Below are 16,761 nucleotides of genomic sequence, written 5' to 3' on the forward strand. Positions count from 1 at the left end.
ATGAGTGGAGCATAATATATGTCCGAGCACAAGATTTTGACAACACATGTTGGGTCCCTGCCGCGCACCCCTGAGCTGCTCGAAGCGAACCAACTTCGTTCGGAGCAGCAAATCAACGACGAGGACTTTAAGGAGATCCTTGAGCGCGCGATCGACGACGTGGTGCAGCGCCAGGTTGACCTGGGCATCGACATCATCAACGAGGGCGAGTACGGGCACATCACCTCGGGCGCAGTTGATTACGGCGCATGGTGGAATTACTCATTCTCTCGTCTTGGTGGACTGACCATGACCGACGAGGACCGCTGGGCCTCGCAGGAGATCAAGCGTTCCACGCCTGGAAACATTGAGTTGACCAGCTTCGCTGATCGCCGAGACCGCGCACTCTTTTCCGAGGCGTACTCCGACCCACACTCCGGCATCTTCACTGGCCGTGCGAAGGTTGGTAACCCGAAGTTCACGGGTCCGATTACCTACATTGGCCAGCAGGAAGTTGAGACGGACGTTGCACTGCTGAAGCGCTCCATGGATCGCGCCGGTGCCACGCAGGGGTTTGTCGCAGCGCTTTCGCCAGGCTCCGCCGCCCGTCTGAAGAATGAGTATTACAACACCGACGAAGAAGTCGTACAGGCGTGTGCTGCTGCGATGGCACACGAGTACAAGGCAATTACCGACGCCGGTTTGACCGTGCAGCTCGACGCACCTGACCTTGCGGAATCCTGGGATCAGATTAACCCCGAGCCGACCCTGGAAGACTACCGTGCGTGGCTGCGTATTCGTATCGACGCCATCAATGAGTCCATCCGCGACTTGCCGAAGGAACTGACTCGCCTGCACATTTGCTGGGGTTCGTGGCACGGCCCGCACGTTACCGACGTACCGTTCGGTGACATTATCGAGGAGATCCTGCGGGCAGAGGTTGGCGGCTTTTCCTTCGAGGGGGCATCGCCGCGTCACGCGCATGAGTGGCGCGTTTGGCAGGACCACGCGTTGCCAGAGGGCAGCGTTATTTACCCGGGTGTCATTTCGCATAGCACGAACGCTGTCGAGCACCCACAGTTGGTTGCGGATAGGATCGTTCAGTTCGCCGAGGTCGTCGGCCCAGAAAACGTTATCGCTTCGGCAGACTGTGGCCTGGGTGGGCGCCTGAACCACCAGATCGCCTGGGCGAAGCTGGAATCACTGGTGAAGGGCGCGGAGATTGCATCACGTCAGCTCTTCGGCTAATCGGAAGTAGCAGAAGCGCTAAGGCCGGTGCCCACCTCGGAAAGAGATGGGCACCGGCCTTAGCGTTACTTGCTACGCAGCTACTTAAGCATGGACTTCAGCTTGTCCTGCGCTCCAGGGATAACCTTGATCGCCGCGGTGATCATCTGAATCAGCCCGACGAAGAGTGCGATGCCAGCCGAGATATAGCTGAAAATCTCGCGAGTTTCATCGGTCATGATGCCTTTGTTGATCGCTTCGGAGCTTGGGCCTTCAGCTTTTCGTGGCTCCGTGGTCTTTGGTACTGGCGAAGCGGTAACCGTCACGGTCACAGCAGGTGCTGTTTCTGTGGCAGTAACACGTGATTGCGTGGTCGGCGTGTCTTGCTTCTCTTGTGCCATCAGTGGGCTTGCCGTGAGGCATGCTCCGCCGAGTGCGGTAGTGATTGCAAGCGCGACCAGTGAGCGTGTATTCACGTTTAACTCCCTGTTTGTCTGAAGTAGTGGTGAAGCTTAGAACACCTTCGGCACGTGGACGTGGCCGAGACCCAGGTGGAACTGCGCGTTTGCCATGTCGATGAGCTTGTTGAGGCCAGTCGGGTCGGACAGGACGATCAAGCCGGTGGTCAGGACCGCAGCGAGGATGCCTGCGAAAGCGCCGAGGGCGTGTCCCTTAGAGCTGCCGGACGTCTTCGTGTTGTTGTTGGTGCCAGGATTCGTGTTGTTGTCGCCTGGTTTCTCGGTCTCGCCTGACTTTTCGGTCTCGCCTGGCTTCTCCTCGTCCTTCTTGTCGGACTCCTTGCCGGTGTCAGGGGTTTCCTGGGTGTTCTGATCCTTGGTGTCACCAGGGGTCTGCTCGGCGGTTGGAGCCGTGGTGTCCTTCGCTGGGGCGTTCTCCTCTGCGAACGCAGGGGCGACGGTCAACGAGATTGCGGTTGCGGCGGCAACGGCAACGGTGGAAATGCGCTTCATGAAATCTCCTGAAGTTGTTTGAAAGGATAGGAATTCGAGGCGAAACCACAGCAATGTCAATGAAATGCTACGGTCTCCACGAATTGTTGCTAGAAAATCTAGCAGATAATTGACGCTTTTAATAGTTAGAACGCCTGGACTGGCTACGGCAAAGTATCACCTAGACGTGGTGCAGCGGTATACACTTTGCTGTTATGAGTGAACAGGAACAGCCAGCTTTCCACGCGGTACACGCCGCAGACGTTCAAGCAGCGCAGTCGAAGATTTCTGCGGTGATTGAGCCGACCCCATTGCAGTACTGCCCCCGCTTGTCGCAGCAGTACGGTGCAGAGATTTTCCTCAAGCGGGAAGATTTGCAAGACGTTCGTTCCTACAAGATTCGCGGTGCGTATTACAGCATCTCACGGCTCAGTGACGAGGCGCGTGCAGCCGGCGTCGTTGCGGCGTCAGCGGGCAACCACGCTCAGGGTGTGGCCTACGCATGCCGGGCGTTGGGAATCCAGGGCAAGATTTTTGTGCCGAAGCCAACGCCGAAGCAGAAGCGAGACCGCATCCTGGTGCACGGCGGCGACAATATCGAGTTGGTCGTCGTGGGGGATACGTTTGACGCCGCTGCGGAGGCCGCCCGCAAGGACGCTGCTGAGCGCGGTGCAACCATGGTTGAGCCTTTTGACGCCCGTGATACCGTCATCGGGCAGGGGACAGTTGCGGCGGAGATCGTGTCGCAGTTGTCAGTTATGGGCCGCGAGCTGGACACCATCTTCGTGCCAGTCGGCGGGGGAGGCTTGCTGGCTGGCGTGCTTTCCTACGTGTCCGACATGGTGCCTGGCACTGCGGTCGTAGGCGTTGAGCCCGAGGGTGCACCGTCGCTTGAGGCCGCCCTGGAGGCTGGTCACCCTGTGACGCTCAACGAAATTGAGTCCTTCGTGGATGGCGCGGCTGTGAAGCGCACCGGCGATTTCCCGTTCGCTGTTATTGAGGAAAACCTTGCTCGCACGCACCTGCTGCGTTGCAAAGAAGGCGCGGTGTGCACGTCGATGCTGGAGCTGTACCAAAACGAGGGCATCATCGCGGAGCCTGCGGGCGCGCTGTCTGTGGCGGCACTATCGCAGATGAAGCTGCAGCCGGGCAGCACGGTGGTGTGCATCATCTCTGGTGGCAACAACGACGTGTTGCGCTACGCAGAGGTCATGGAGCGTTCGCTTGTGCACCGCGGACTGAAGCACTACTTTTTGGTGAACTTCCCTCAGGAGCCAGGGCAGCTGCGCACGTTCCTTACCGACATCCTTGGGCCTAATGACGATATCGCCTTGTTCGAGTACCTGAAGAAGAACAACAAAGAAACCGGTGCCGCACTGGTTGGCCTGGAGCTTTCTTGCGCTAGCGACCTCGAGCCGTTGCTTGAGCGGATGGAGGCGTCGGTCATTGATTGCCGACGCCTCCTCCCAGGCACACCAGAGTATGACTTTATTGTGTCGGCATAACCAGGGCGAATGCCCACGGTTCTAAGCGGGTTTCGTCGGCGGAGACCTCGGCGCCACCGAAGGTGTACAGCAGGGTTCCGCCCACTGGGGCGACGGTGCCCTCCGACCCAAAGTTTGCCACCAGCACTGCCTGGTCACCCATGGTTAGCCACGCGTCGTCTGCGCCCTGGGCTGGGCCGTGATCTACGGTCAGCTGGCGGAGGTCGTCGCGCGCCATCGGGTACTGCTTGCGCAGCTCGATGAGTTTCTTGTACGCGCTGAGGATCTCGAGCTGCTCCTCGTCGAAGTTCCAGTCGAGCTTCGCGGAGGTAAACGTTTCCTCCGCGGCAGGATCCGGGACGGCTGAGGAGTCCCACCCCATGCGGGCGAACTCGTTCATGCGCCCCTGGCGGGTCATTTCCAGGAGCTGTGGATCGCTGTGCGAGACAAAGAATGGGAACGGCGTGCGTGCACCGAACTCTTCGCCCATGAAAAGCATCGGGCTGAATGGAGATAGGAGTACGACGGCCGCCTTGAGTACCTGCTTGCGCGCACTGAGATACTGCGACGGGCGGTCACCCTTCGCGCGGTTTCCGGTCTGGTCGTGGTCGGTGGTGTAGGTGACCATCTGCCACGGTGCGACGCGGTCAAGGTCGAGCGCCTTGCCGTGGGTACGCTGGCGGTACACGGAGTAGTCCTCGCGGAAGCGGTAACCGTTGCGCAGTGTATCCGCCAGGATTTCGAGCGTGCCATAGTCGGCGTAGTACCCGGCACGCTCGCCGGTGACCAGCGTGTGGATCCCGTGGTGGACGTCGTCAAGCCAGTGTGCGTCGAGCCCGTAGCCGCCGCGCTCCGGGGACTCGAGGAGCCGTGGGTTGTTTTGCTCCGATTCGGCGATGATGGTGCGGGGGATGCCGGTGGAAGCTTCAACTTCGTTGGCGACGTTCTTGATTTCCTCCATGATGGAGAAGGCCAGGCGATCGTCGTAGGTCTGCACCGCGTCGAGTCGCAGGCCGTCGACGTGGAACTCGTCGAGCCATTGGAGCACGGCGTCGAGTACATATGCGCGGACCTCATCCGAGTGGGCACCGGACAGGTTGATCACGTCACCCCAGCCGGTGTGCCCTGCGGTTGTGTACGGACCGAAGTTGCCGTTGTAGTTACCTTCGGGGCCGAAGTGGTTGTACACCACGTCGAGGATGACGGCGATACCGCGGGCGTGAGCAGCGTCGATAAGGGTCTTGAGGCCCTCGGGGCCGCCGTACGATTCCTGCACGGCGAACCAGTCCACGCCGTCGTAGCCCCAGTTGCGGGCGCCCGCGAAGGGCTGCACCGGCAGCAACTCAATGGAGTTGACGCCAAGTTCGGCAAGATAATCAAGCTTTTCGACGGCCCCCTCGAACGTCCCCTGTGGCGTGAAGGTGCCCACGTGGAGCTCGTAGAGGACTTGGTCGCGAAGTGCGATGCCTTCCCACGAATCATCCGTCCAATCGAACGTGCTGCTGGTCACCTCTGATGGGCCGTGGACGCCCTCGGGCTGGAAGCGCGAACGAGGGTCGGGTAGTGGCTGTGACCACTCGCCGTCACGAAGCAAGGAGAAGCTGTAGCGCGCACCAATTTCGGGTTGGGCGACTTCGCGCGGAACCACCCACCAGTCCCGGCGGGTCTCGTCACGCTGCATCTCGAGCGTGCGGGGCCCTTCGCTGTCGTGGAGGTGCAGGCGCGCGCCGTGCGCGTTCGGAGCCCACACCCCAAATTGTTGGGGCATCGGAGTGTGCTTGCTAGACATACCACCAACTGTATGGAAGTACTATAACCGTCGCAATGGATTTAGAGTGGAAGCACTATGCGCACATCGTACGAACTGCCCGCCGCCGGTGACATCACCACTCACGAGATCGAGATCAAACGATCCCGATTCATCACTTGGATTGGCCGCACCCAGTCTGAAGCCGAGGCGCGGGCCCTGATCCAGCAGGCCCGTGAGACCTACCCCGATGCACGTCACCATTGCTCCGCATATATTCTGCACGTCGACGACGCCCTGCCCGTCGAACGCTCATCCGACGATGGGGAGCCCTCCGGCACCGCAGGCAAACCGATGCTCGATATGCTGCACGGCTCCGAAATGCTTGACCTCACCGCTGTCGTGATCCGATATTTCGGTGGTATCAAGCTGGGTGCAGGAGGGCTGGTTCACGCCTACTCTGACTCGGTTGGGCAGACGCTTCCACTGGTACCGCGGGTGCTGCGTAGTACAAAGGAACTCGTGCGCGTCGATCTGCCGCACGCGGAGGCAGGTCGCATCGAGGCCGAGCTGCGCAACGCAGGCTTTGACATTGTCAACGTCGAGTACGGCGCCGCCGCCACGTACACGCTGGCGCACGACCCCGGACAACGCGAAGCACTCGACGCGCAACTCGCAGCGAGCACCCAGGGCCGAGCGGAGGCAGAAGAAGCAGGCCGCCAATGGATTGAATCTGCACGCTAAACTGTGAACCATGACTATGCAGCCTCGTCCATCGAATCCGATTGAATCCCGCAAGCAAGCGGTACGCCGTTACTCCAAGAACGCAGTCGTGTGGGCCGGCGGTGGCCTTGGCGCTGGTGTAGCGCTCGGCCTGATTGCCGGTTCGTGGCAACTGTTTATCGTGTGCCTTGTCATTGGCGTGGTTGGTGGCTATATCAACTGGAGCAAGGTGCAAAAGATCGTAAACCATCACGACAACTACTAAACAAGCACGATGACTAGCCCAAATACCACCGCGACGAGGATCGACGTCTGGCTCTGGGCTGTCCGCATTTTTAAGACACGCTCGTTGTCCGCGGAGGCGGTTCGGGCCGGACATGCCAAGCTCAATGGCAAAGCAGTCAAGCCCTCAGCACAGGTCGTGCCAGGGGATCGGCTCAAGGTGTGGAAGGACCACCGCTACCTTGACCTGGAAGTCACCCGGACGCTGCAGAAGCGCGCCGGGGCGAAGATCGCCACGACCTGCTATATAGACCACTCGCCACCTCCTGTGACATCGGAGGTGTTTGGTGCGCTGCCCGTACGGGATCGTGGGGCAGGTCGGCCGACGAAGAAAGAGCGCAGGCAGCTCGACCGCCTGCGGGGGCGCAACAGCTTCTAGGCGTTCTCGCCCGAGTTTGTTTGCGGGGCGCCGCCCTCACGGAGTTGGGTGAGCCTGCGTGTAAGTTTGCGTTTGCGTAGTAATGGCCGGTTTCCGCTTTCCCACGTGCGGTTGATGTGCTCCTGCCCGTACTTGTTCAGCAGGAGGTCGTCGACAAGCCTGACTTGGCCTGGGGTGAACCGCGTCTGCAGCGTGTTCTGCACGGCTTCGATGTCTGCCGGGTTCGCTAACTCCGCGAGAGCAGAGACTGTCTCGATGCCGTCGGCGCTGAGTAGCTCGTGCAAGAATCTGTAATCATCAACGCGGGACAGGGGAAACGACGCCCCAAGGATCACGGTGAGCACGCCGGGGAGCGTCTCTGGTGCCAATGCCGCTGCGGTATCGGGAGCGCTCGGGCTCTGTTTTTGCGGGTTGGACAGCTCTGCGATTTGGTCGAACTGCTGATCCGCAAGTTCGATAAGCCCGGCTGCGAGCGTGAACGCGCGATCAATTTGTGGGTCCAGCTCGCCGTGGGAGCGCTTATATCGCACATCGTGCTCGAACTCCGCCCACGCGTGCTGTAGCACCGTCCGTACTTGCACCTCGAAGACTTGCCCGCGGTAGTGTTCGAGCTCCTCGTTATGCTCACCTACCTGGAGTACCAGGTGGTGTGAGCCGTATCCGAACGTGCCTGACACCCTCGTCTCCTGTGCCTTGTCCACGCTTCGGAGCACATCGAATTGATCCGCCAGAAGGCGCAGCACCGCCGGTATTTCGGTGGAATGCATCACGGTGATGCGGGCCCCGATGAGGTCACGGATGTCGTTCCACGGGTCCGGGTACACAATCTTTCCACCACGACGCTTCTTAGCTTTTTCTTTCAGCGAAGGCCAGCTTTTGATGCGGACATCGACGCGGTCAAAGTTGATACCGGCGTCGATCATGAGCTCGTGGAGCGCATGACGAAACTCCTCGGCAACCCCTTCGTGTTGCCGCAGCCACGCGAAGTAGGTGTTGCCGAGTTGCGCGATTGTGTCATTGTGCTTCGTGTTCATCGGCACAACAGTGTACCGATTCTTCCTAGTCGAGGGCCTCTCGACGCTCCAACAGCGCAGTAGGAAGGTACTCGAGCAGGACACCGACCGGGACAGTGCCGTGAAACTCTCTACCGGTGAACAGCTCGAACCAGGACCCCTGCGGCAACGTCAGTGTGGTGTCCTCCCAGCCACCCCGGCGCGCAAGTTCAATGGGCTTTCGGGTTGCAACCGCAATCACACCAATCTCGGCCGTATCCCGGTGCTCACGAGCGAATCCGACAAAGTGCTGCTGGGATGGGCCGACCGCAAACACCGCGCGGTGCTTCCCCTCGGTAAACAAGGTCGGCGTGGTCTTTCGTGCCGTAAGGCATTCACGGATAACCAGCTGCTTGGCGGCGTCAACAGACTCGGATAGGCCGGGCCAGGACCGGCCCGGCGAACCGTCTTGCTCGCTGCCCAAGAAGTCACCCAGATTGAACTGCGGTTGCTGCCGTGCATCGAGATACCGGTGCAGCGTTTGCGTGCGTGCGGTGTAGTCGATGAAGCTGCGGTTGTCCGGGTCTACGAGTGTGGGTTCGAAAAACTCCATGCCCTGATAGGTATCGGGGACACCTGCGCCAGCCAATTGGAGCACCTTGCGTCCCAGTGATACCGCGACGGCCCCCTCGTGGAGAGTCGCCACGAAGTCCGAAATCAGCGAAGTCGCAGGGCCTGCCAATACCGCATTCACCCAATCCAGTACCTGCTGCTCGTACCCTTCATCGGGGTCGAACCAGCTGGTATGAAGAGCGGCCTCGCGGATCGCCTTCAGCGCATAGTCACGCAACCGTTGCGAAAGCGTCTCTGTCACAACCCCATCCGCGGGCCAAATCCCCACGATGTTCTGGAGCAGAAAGTGCGCGGTGGCGTGGTCAGGAGGTGGCAGTAACGCCGTGGCCGTATTGACCAACTCTGCGAACACATTCGGAAGCTCGGCGATCTCGAGCATCCGCGCGCGCGTATCCTCGGAACGCTTCGTGTCGTGGGTGCTCAGCGTCGTCATCGTCTGCGGCCACAGCTCAGCACGCTCTTGCTGCAACAAGTGGAACTCTGCCGCACCAACCCCGAAACGGCCAGGAGCGCCGCCTACTTCCTGCAGCGCCACCAACCGGTTCGCCCGATAGAACAACGTGTCCTCGACGCCCTTTGCCATGACTGCGCCACACACCTGCGCAAAGCGGGTGCTTGCCTCACCTTCAGCGAGCAGGGCAGCCGCGATGAGGTCGAGGGCGTCGCGCCGGGAAGGGAAGCGCTGCGCCATATCGGCAACGACCGTCGCGGTAATCCTGGACAGTGATCGGTAATCGGCGCGGTAGACGGGGATGGCTGCGACTAATGCAATGACGGTGTCAACGAGGATTTCGTCAGAGACGGCGGAGCCGGCCGTCGAAAAGTTATCGCGCCGAATAGCGCGCGTAAGACGGCGAACCTCCGCCTGAAGCTCGTGCGTTGCCACCTCACGCTTGAGCTGTAGCGCCGCGGCATCAAGCGCCGCCTGATCCCACGTGGAGCCCGATTGGCGCAGTGCGAGCATACTGAGTGTATCCTCGGCCGTCTGGTTGACGAAGATGCCGTCGAGCTCGCGAAGCGCGTCGTAGCCAGTTGTGCCGTTGACGCGCAGGCGTGGGTCGAGCGGCTCGTCGGCCTCCAAGATCTTCTCGACGACCAGCCAGCGATCGGGACCAACAACATCACGAAGCCGTGACAAGTACCCGAAAGGATCCGTGAGTCCATCCGGGTGGTCGACGCGGACGCCGTCAATCAGATCCTCAGCCACAAGCTGGCGGATGATCGCATGCGTGTGTTCAAAGACCGCGGGGTCCTCTTGTCGGATGCCCGCAAGCCCGTTGACAGAGAAGAATCGGCGATAAGAAATGATGCCGTCGCGCCAAAACATCAGCTTGTAGGACTGACGCTCGTAGACCTCCTTCGGATCGTCGTCGAGGGAAGAGCAGGTGCCTGGCTTGAGTGGGAATACGTTGTCGTAGTAGGCCAGCACGATGCCGCTTTCGGGGTTGTCCTGATCTAAATAGCGCAGCGTGAGAGCATCTTCGTCGTGTTCCTTCCCGAAGATCGGCAGGCCGAGCTTCCCGCCCGCCCCGTTGTCAGCGTGCCAATCGATATCGAAGTAGCGCTCGTACTCAGAGTCGCGACCATGCTTGAGAACGTCCCACCACCAGCTATTGAGCTGCGGGGAAGCGACACCCAGGTGGTTCGGCACGATATCGATGATCACGCCAAGGTTGAGTTTTCTGGCTGCCTCCACGAAGCGCCGGAAGCCTGCTAGTCCACCCAGTTCCGGGTTGACCACAGTCGGGTCAGTGACGTCATAGTTGTGATTCGATGTCGGCAGTGCCTGCAAGATAGGAGAGAGGTACACATGGGAAATACCGAGTGACTCCAAATAGGGCAGACACTGCGCTGCCTGGTCGAAGCCGAACGCGCGACCCGACGGATCGGCTTGTGGGCCACGCAGCTGGAGACGGTAGGTTGATGTAATTGGGGCTTGCAATACGTCCTCCTTGAAGTTACCAGCCACCCTAGTAGCTCAAGACGCACTTAGCTGCGGACGCGAGAATCACAAGAGAGAGGGAAGCCAACCGAATAGCGCATGACGTGCTCCGGATTGGCGAACGCCAGAACTTCCTCCAAGGTGGCGTCGAAGACGAAGAGTTCTTGCTGATCGCGGGAATAGAACAGCAATTCGTTGTGCGGCATGAGTACGCGATCAACGTGAGCATAGAGCGTCGAGAAGAGTTGCGGGTGAGCGAGCCAAGACGCCGCATACCCAGCAGAGCTTTGCACCTGAACTCCCTTCGGTGCTCCGAACCCTAGCGAATTTTCCGCTGGCAGGTAATCCAAGATCACTCGGCCCTCGAGAAGATCGGTGCTCAGCATGCGCGCAGCTGAGTTCCACGCCTGATGGACCGTCAAGCCCATCGCGCCAATGGACTGGTGCGTCAGGCCCTCCACCGAATCTGAGTCAAAGACGCACACCAACCCGGGCGCCAAACTGATGTAAGCGGTCGAAGCCCCGAAACCTGGCGTGAGCCACGCACGCGAAGAACTCGACGTGACTTCACAACGTCGGGCCAGACGGGGGAAAATGGGTACAAGCATTGAAGGGGCGCACGGAGCGGGCATATGAGTAGTCATATGTACTTAGACCGTTCAAACCCGCCGATGGTTCCCAAAAAAGTTTTAAAACGGTGGTTGCTCGTTCAATCCTAGGGCATCCAGCAATTGATCGGCCTTCCAGATTGCTATGTCTTGGCCCTGCTCAATAAGCTGCCGAGCCCGCTTTTCCTTCGAGGTCATTGACCCCCATTCGCCAACAACGAGGATGGTGGTCTTCTTCGTCACGTTCTTGCCCACCTGGCCGCCCTGAGCAGCAATGCCTTGCCACAGCGCACCCTTATCAAATGGAGAAAACTCACCGGTCAGCGTGACGTGCTGCCCAAACAATGGCGAGGAAGCATCAGCATCGAGCGCCGGTTCTGGCACCGTGTCCGGGGTTGCCACCGCTTGCCACGGAGCTGGCTTGCGACCCTTGCTCTGCTTCTGTGTGCTCTTTCTAGAGGGGCCCGCTTGGTTGCTTCCAGCAGGTGCAGGAACTGCAGCGGCAGCTGCCTGCATGCCTCCCTTGGCGATGCTTTCTGCTTGCAGTGCACGGCCCGCGCCGGATCGGTCCCTGAGCACTGGAGTCACCCGATGGGAATCGATCGAGCCCAAAGTGAAGCCAGCGTCATGGACAAACCCAACAAGTGAACCCTGGTAGTGCGCCCGACGGGCCAGGCCAACCATGATGCCCGCACAGGCTGCAGCATCCGCGCAGGCGTCGTGGTGCTGCTCCAGCGGCACGCCGAAGTGAGACGCCAAGGTGGGCAACTTGTGGTTCTCAACATCAAGGTCGCACGAGCGTGCCTGCGCCAACGAGCATGCGAAGAGCACCTGTGGCGCATCCATCCCGACTGCACCAGCAGCTTGAAACAGCGCAGTGCTATCAAAATGCGCATTGTGAGCCACAAGGGGGAGGGAACCAGCGAACTCGACAAGTTGCGCAATACAGTCAGCCACACTTGGTGCGTCTGCCACGTCCTCCCGACGAATCCCATGAATAGCGACGTTGTGGGGGTCAAACTCGGCCCACTGCTCCGGAGGCATACACAACCAAGAAACGCGGTCAGTTTCTACACCATCAATGACTTTCACCGCACCGATCTGACAGATAGAACCCCACCTCTGGTTGGCAGTTTCCACATCAAACGCAACGAAATCAAAGCCAGGAAAACCGCTTGAACCGCTTCGCTGCGCGTCCTGCGTCGGGGCGTCGCCACGCTGTGCAGCAGAAATAGCATCCTCGAGCTCGCGCATCGCAGCGCCCGCGCCAGGCGCAAAAACAACGTTTACAACGATGTCGCTACACGTGATACTGACGGTGCCCGTGCTCCAGTCATCGCCTTCGGTCAAGTCAACCTTTGTGATTGCCTCTATCGGAATGCGCGTGGGCTCGCTGGAGCCAGCCAGCGCCGCCTCCAAGGGGGTTGGGGTGACGACCAGCTCCGTATTCGAAACACTCAACGTCGCACGGCAAGCAGTAATCACAGCGTATGGCTCCAATCAAAAATCCGGTAGGCGGGTAGCACACATACTACTCACCCACCGGACATGAAACTGACGGCGGTCAAGCCCCTGGAGTTAGGCGTCCTCGCGAACCGGGGCACCTACCTGCTTCAGCACAACTGTAGAGCGCGCCGGGACGACTGTGGTCTCCGAGGCGCCGATTGTCAGCGTGCTCGCCGGGTAGCCAAGTTTCTCAGTTGTATCGATGAGCACCTCCCAGCTTGATCCGAACTCCTGTGGAGGAAGCGTGAATTCGATGTCTTCGTAGTGGGCGTTAAACATCAGAATGAATGAATCGTCTCGCACACGCTGACCGCGAGCATCCGGTTCTGCGATGGCGTCGCCATTGAAGTAAACCATCAGTGCCTTGCCAAACGCGAAGTCCCAGTCGGATTGCGTCATCAGCTCGCCGGACGGCACCAACCAGGCGATTTCGCGGTCGACAGCATCCGTGCCCAGCGCGCCGCCTTCCAAGAACCGGCGCCTGCGGAAGACCGGGTGGGCCTTGCGGATAGCGATCAGGCGCTTGGTGAACTCGTGCAGCTGTTCGCTGTCGTCGAGCTGTGTCCAATCCATCCACGCAATCTCGTTGTCCTGGCAATAGACGTTGTTGTTGCCACCCTGGGTACGGGCCAGCTCGTCTCCATGAGAGATCATGGGCGTGCCTTGGGAGAGCAGGAGCGTCGTCAAGAAGTTGCGACGCTGCTGGGCGCGCAACTGATTCACCTCGGGGTCATCCGTCGGGCCCTCGACGCCACAGTTCCAGGAACGGTTATGGCTTTCACCGTCGCGATTGTCTTCGCCGTTCGCTTCGTTGTGCTTGTGGTTGTAGGAAACCAAGTCATTGAGCGTGAAGCCGTCGTGTGCAGTGATGAAATTAATTGACGCAGTCGGGCGGCGATCGTTGTGCTGGTACAGGTCCGAAGAACCGGTCAGCCGCGATGCGAACTCACCAAGTGTCGCTGGTTCACCACGCCAGAAGTCTCGCATTGTGTCGCGGTACTTACCATTCCACTCGCTCCACAGCGCAGGGAAGTTACCAACTTGGTAGCCGCCTTCGCCGACATCCCACGGCTCGGCGATCAGCTTGACCTGGGAGACTACCGGGTCCTGTTGGACCAGGTCGAAGAATGTTGCCAGACGATCGACGTCAGAGAACTCGCGTGCAAGGGTCGAAGCTAGATCGAAACGGAAACCATCGACGTGCATCTCAGTGACCCAGTAACGCAAAGAGTCCATGATGAGCTGCAGTGAGTGAGGGTCGCGCACATTGAATGAGTTTCCGGTGCCTGTGTAGTCCATGTAGTGGAACTTGTCGTTGTTCACCAGGCGGTAGTAGGCCTCATTGTCGATGCCGCGGAAAGCAATGGTGGGGCCGAGGTGGTTGCCTTCAGCAGTGTGGTTGTACACGACGTCAAGGATGACCTCCATGCCTGCCTCGTGGTACGCCCGCACCATGCCCTTGAACTCGGCGACGGCGTCGCTCGGCTGCGCAGCAGCTGCGTAGTTGTTCTCGGGGGCGAAGAATCCAAAGGTGTTGTAGCCCCAGTAGTTACGCAGACCAAGGTCGCGCAGACGCCCATCCTGCAAGAACTGGTGGACAGGCAGGAGCTCGACAGACGTCACACCCAGATCCTTGAGGTAATTGACCACTGCTGGGTGTGCCATGCCTGCGTAGGTGCCGCGGAGGTTTTCGGGTACGTCAGGGTGCGTCTGGGTCATGCCTTTGACGTGGCATTCGTAGATGACGGTTTCCTCATCCGGGATGCGTGGTGCGCGGTCATCGCCCCAGTCGAAGAACGGGTTGATGACGACAGAGAGCATCGTATGGCCCAGCGAGTCTTCTTCGTTGCGGCCCGTTCCGGGAGCGTCTGCGTTGATGTCATAGGAAAACAGCGAAGAATGCTGTGAGAACTCGCCGTCGAAAGCGCGCGCGTAGGGGTCGACGAGCAACTTGTTCGCGTCGCAGCGCTTGCCGTTCGCTGGATCCCACGGACCATGGACGCGGTAGCCGTAGCGCTGTCCAGGTGTAATTCCTGGAAGGTAGGCGTGCCACACGTGGTTGTCTACCTCTTCAAGTTCGATGCGAGTTTCGGCGCCTTCGTCGTCGATAAGGCAAAGTTCAACCTTCTCCGCAACTCCTGAAAAGAGCGTGAAGTTTGTTCCGGCACCGTCATAGGTAGAACCTAGCGGGTATGGGGAACCAGGCCACACGACGATATCGTTCGCGGGCTTTGGGGAAGTAGAGCTTTGAATCATAAGGAATCACCATAGTGCACCCCCGGGGGTTCCCGCATTGCGAAACCCTCACCAGCCTGGCAATCAGCAGCCCGCTTGCAGCCCCCGAATGATGAGATCGACGGAAAATGCGAACGAGTCGTCCCTCTCAATGGTCTGTGATTGTGGCAATGTTTCGCTTGCATTCGTAGCCGCTACCAGCTGGGATTCAGTTTGCTGGACGAGGGCACTGCCAAGGATCAGGTGTAGGAGAGCATCGGCGGTTGCGCGGAGCTGAGGTGTCGACGCCCCTTCGATTTCCATAGCCAATGATGTGATGAAAAAGCGCTGGAGTTGGGAGTGTATCGGAGACTCCGGATTGCCTACCGCTGTGACCGTCACCTCAGCACCATCTCGAATGCTGAGCAGGCAGTTACGGAGCATTCTGGCTGCTTCACTCGTGGATGTGGCTGGTGAGGAAGAGGTTGTGAGGGGCGCAACGATGTGCTCTGCCAGGCGAGCCACAAGGTCCTGTTTGCTTGCCACATGCCAATACAGCGCTGACGGTGCGACGTCGAGCTCCTTGGCGATCCTGCGCATTGACACATCGGCTAAGCCATATGACCTGAGTAAATCCATCGCAGTGATCGTGATCTGATCCACGGACAGGTGCATGTGTGCCCATGTTACCTGTCTCATGGTGGAGAGGGGGTGGACGTTTACAACGAGTTCACAGAGAGTGTTCAGATACTTTGTACCGGAGCGTAATTGGGCCAGCAGAAACGAGTGGTTAAAATTGGCATCAACGATTTTTAACGTAACAGGCCGGGTACAACCGTTGTGCTGGTCGCTGTAAGGAGAGATACGTCGTGAGGATTTCCACCACTGGTTCCAAGGTTGCTGCAGCTGCCGTTGTTGCATTGGCAATGTCATTGACTGCGTGTGGCTCTGATGACGAGACCGCGGGCGGCGGACTGTCCACCGCTGCCAGCGCTCCGAATTCGGCGGCTTCTGAGAAAGATAAGGCCGAGAATTCGGCGAAGGAAGAGCCGAAGAAGGACGAAAAGGGCGAGAAGAAGTCCGACGACAAAAAGCAGACGGAGGCACAAGGGGAGCCCGGTGCGATCCCAACGATTGCGAATCCGTTTGAGGACGGAGAGTTCGCTGTTCCAACCTTCGAGCCAATCGAGGGCGGTAAAGAAGGCACCGAAGAGCAGCGCAAGGAAATGGAGGAAGTGGTTCGCAAGGTGACCAACCCGGAGTCCTTCGAAAAGTGGACGCGCGTCATCTTGGATAACTCCTGTAAGAAGATCACCGAACCCGCACTGGAAGAGATGGAGCGCCAAGGCGTTTCCCTCGAGGTGATTGAGCAGGCTGCCCGTATGCAGGAAGAGGCCGGTCAGGCGATTGAGATCCCGAAGACCGAAATTTCCCTGAGCGACGTCCGCGTTGATGGCAACCATGCTTCGGCGACAGTGAAGTCGAATAACTCCGAGGGCGAAAAGACCCAGACCCAGCTCTTCACGCACGAAGACGGTCGCTGGAAGCTGTGCAACTAGCACAGCAGCTCGACTCCAAGCCGCGCGCCACGATCCACGCTGGCGCCGGCCTCCTTTTCGCTGGGCTTGTCAGCGGTGTAATCGGTGGGGCAGCGTGGGCGTGGTTGCGTCCCCCGATAGTGACCGTTGTGTCGGATGGATCGTTCATGATCGATGAAACGGAAACGATCCAGAATGCGCAGTTTGCTGGACTCGGCTGGCTAGCGGTGGTGTTGTTGGTAGTCGGGTTGGTTGTCGGTGCTGCGGGTCGAGCGCGTCGAGGCGGGGGCCAGCTCGCATGGTTTGTCTGGCAGCTCATCGTTGCCGCGCTCGCCGGATACGTTGTATTGGCGGTTGGCGGAATGGTCTCGGGCTGGCTCACAGCTTTGCCTGAGCATGCAGACGGCTTCCAGGACGGTCAACGCTTCAGCGTGTTTCCGATAGTTGCCCCGGGAGTGGCGTTGTGCCTCGCTCCATTCGCCACAGGACTCGTCGCGTGGTCGAGGATGGTGATCCGCGCAGTCGACACCCCCGAAATAGTGTGAACTACCTTATTC

16 protein-coding genes are annotated in these 16,761 nt (G+C 59.4%); 7 read left to right on the forward strand and 9 right to left on the reverse strand.

The window, feature by feature from the left end:
* The first annotated feature begins 18 nt into the window (after positions 1–18).
* A complete protein-coding gene (locus KBX14_RS00535; RefSeq protein ID WP_070478808.1) occupies positions 19–1,227 on the forward strand; it encodes a cobalamin-independent methionine synthase II family protein in 1,209 nt (402 codons plus the stop codon).
* 80 nt (positions 1,228–1,307) lie between these two features.
* Here the strand turns inward: KBX14_RS00535 and KBX14_RS00540 are convergent, their stop codons facing one another.
* Both KBX14_RS00540 and KBX14_RS00545 read right to left on the reverse strand, forming a co-directional pair.
* A complete protein-coding gene (locus KBX14_RS00540) occupies positions 1,308–1,682 on the reverse strand; it encodes a hypothetical protein (RefSeq protein ID WP_256008081.1) in 375 nt (124 codons plus the stop codon).
* A 36-nt stretch (positions 1,683–1,718) separates the two neighbouring features.
* Positions 1,719–2,177 carry a hypothetical protein gene (locus KBX14_RS00545; protein WP_070362236.1) on the reverse strand — a complete coding sequence of 153 codons (459 nt, stop codon included), beginning with the start codon at positions 2,175–2,177 and terminating at the stop codon, positions 1,719–1,721.
* 194 nt (positions 2,178–2,371) lie between these two features.
* Here KBX14_RS00545 and ilvA point away from each other — a divergent pair, with 194 nt between their 5' ends.
* Positions 2,372–3,661 (forward strand): threonine ammonia-lyase IlvA, encoded by a 1,290-nt coding sequence (gene ilvA, locus KBX14_RS00550; RefSeq protein ID WP_070362237.1) that lies wholly within the window; start codon positions 2,372–2,374, stop codon positions 3,659–3,661.
* Here the strand turns inward: ilvA and treZ are convergent.
* Positions 3,645–5,429, reverse strand: coding sequence for a malto-oligosyltrehalose trehalohydrolase (gene treZ / locus KBX14_RS00555; protein ID WP_070976595.1), 1,785 nt, complete (start codon positions 5,427–5,429; stop codon positions 3,645–3,647). The two genes, ilvA and treZ, sit on opposite strands and share 17 nt — an antisense overlap.
* Positions 5,430–5,486: 57 nt before the next feature.
* Between treZ and KBX14_RS00560 the strand changes: the two genes are divergently transcribed.
* From KBX14_RS00560 to KBX14_RS00570, 3 genes are read left to right on the forward strand one after another with little or no spacing between them, the layout of a single operon-like run.
* Positions 5,487–6,131, forward strand: coding sequence for a YigZ family protein (locus KBX14_RS00560; RefSeq protein WP_070362239.1), 645 nt, complete (start codon positions 5,487–5,489; stop codon positions 6,129–6,131).
* Between the two features lie 10 nt (positions 6,132–6,141).
* Entirely contained in the window at positions 6,142–6,375 is a 234-nt protein-coding gene (locus KBX14_RS00565) for a hypothetical protein (RefSeq protein ID WP_070362240.1), read from the forward strand.
* 9 nt (positions 6,376–6,384) lie between these two features.
* The gene (locus KBX14_RS00570; protein WP_256041664.1) at positions 6,385–6,771 is read left to right on the forward strand and encodes an RNA-binding S4 domain-containing protein; all 387 of its coding nucleotides are present in this window, start codon (positions 6,385–6,387) and stop codon (positions 6,769–6,771) included.
* On the opposite strand, the gene KBX14_RS00575 is transcribed toward KBX14_RS00570, so the two are convergent.
* The 6 genes from KBX14_RS00575 to KBX14_RS00600 all read right to left on the reverse strand — a co-directional run bounded on the left by KBX14_RS00575 (position 6,768) and on the right by KBX14_RS00600 (position 15,365).
* Positions 6,768–7,805 carry a GTP pyrophosphokinase family protein gene (locus KBX14_RS00575; RefSeq protein WP_070362242.1) on the reverse strand — a complete coding sequence of 346 codons (1,038 nt, stop codon included), beginning with the start codon at positions 7,803–7,805 and terminating at the stop codon, positions 6,768–6,770. The genes KBX14_RS00570 and KBX14_RS00575 overlap by 4 nt on opposite strands.
* Positions 7,806–7,830: 25 nt before the next feature.
* Positions 7,831–10,338 (reverse strand): malto-oligosyltrehalose synthase, encoded by a 2,508-nt coding sequence (treY, locus tag KBX14_RS00580; RefSeq protein ID WP_256041665.1) that lies wholly within the window; start codon positions 10,336–10,338, stop codon positions 7,831–7,833.
* Between the two features lie 47 nt (positions 10,339–10,385).
* The gene (locus KBX14_RS00585) at positions 10,386–10,799 is read right to left on the reverse strand and encodes a hypothetical protein (RefSeq protein ID WP_252930768.1); all 414 of its coding nucleotides are present in this window, start codon (positions 10,797–10,799) and stop codon (positions 10,386–10,388) included.
* 228 nt (positions 10,800–11,027) lie between these two features.
* Positions 11,028–12,431 (reverse strand): exonuclease domain-containing protein, encoded by a 1,404-nt coding sequence (locus tag KBX14_RS00590; protein WP_252930769.1) that lies wholly within the window; start codon positions 12,429–12,431, stop codon positions 11,028–11,030.
* 93 nt (positions 12,432–12,524) lie between these two features.
* On the reverse strand, positions 12,525–14,708 hold the full coding sequence (gene glgX, locus KBX14_RS00595; RefSeq protein WP_252930770.1) for a glycogen debranching protein GlgX: 2,184 nt from the start codon (positions 14,706–14,708) through the stop codon (positions 12,525–12,527).
* Positions 14,709–14,771: 63 nt separating this feature from the next.
* A complete protein-coding gene (locus tag KBX14_RS00600) occupies positions 14,772–15,365 on the reverse strand; it encodes a TetR family transcriptional regulator (protein ID WP_256041666.1) in 594 nt (197 codons plus the stop codon).
* Between the two features lie 170 nt (positions 15,366–15,535).
* Between KBX14_RS00600 and KBX14_RS00605 the strand changes: the two genes are divergently transcribed.
* Both KBX14_RS00605 and KBX14_RS00610 read left to right on the forward strand, forming a co-directional pair.
* On the forward strand, positions 15,536–16,225 hold the full coding sequence (locus KBX14_RS00605; protein WP_070362246.1) for a hypothetical protein: 690 nt from the start codon (positions 15,536–15,538) through the stop codon (positions 16,223–16,225).
* Positions 16,216–16,749 carry a hypothetical protein gene (locus KBX14_RS00610; RefSeq protein ID WP_256041667.1) on the forward strand — a complete coding sequence of 178 codons (534 nt, stop codon included), beginning with the start codon at positions 16,216–16,218 and terminating at the stop codon, positions 16,747–16,749. Before KBX14_RS00605 ends, KBX14_RS00610 begins: the two co-directional genes overlap by 10 nt.
* The last annotated feature ends 12 nt before the right edge of the window (positions 16,750–16,761 follow it).

Source organism: Corynebacterium sp. CCUG 61414 (genome assembly GCF_024453945.1).
GTDB lineage: Bacteria > Actinomycetota > Actinomycetes > Mycobacteriales > Mycobacteriaceae > Corynebacterium > Corynebacterium pseudogenitalium.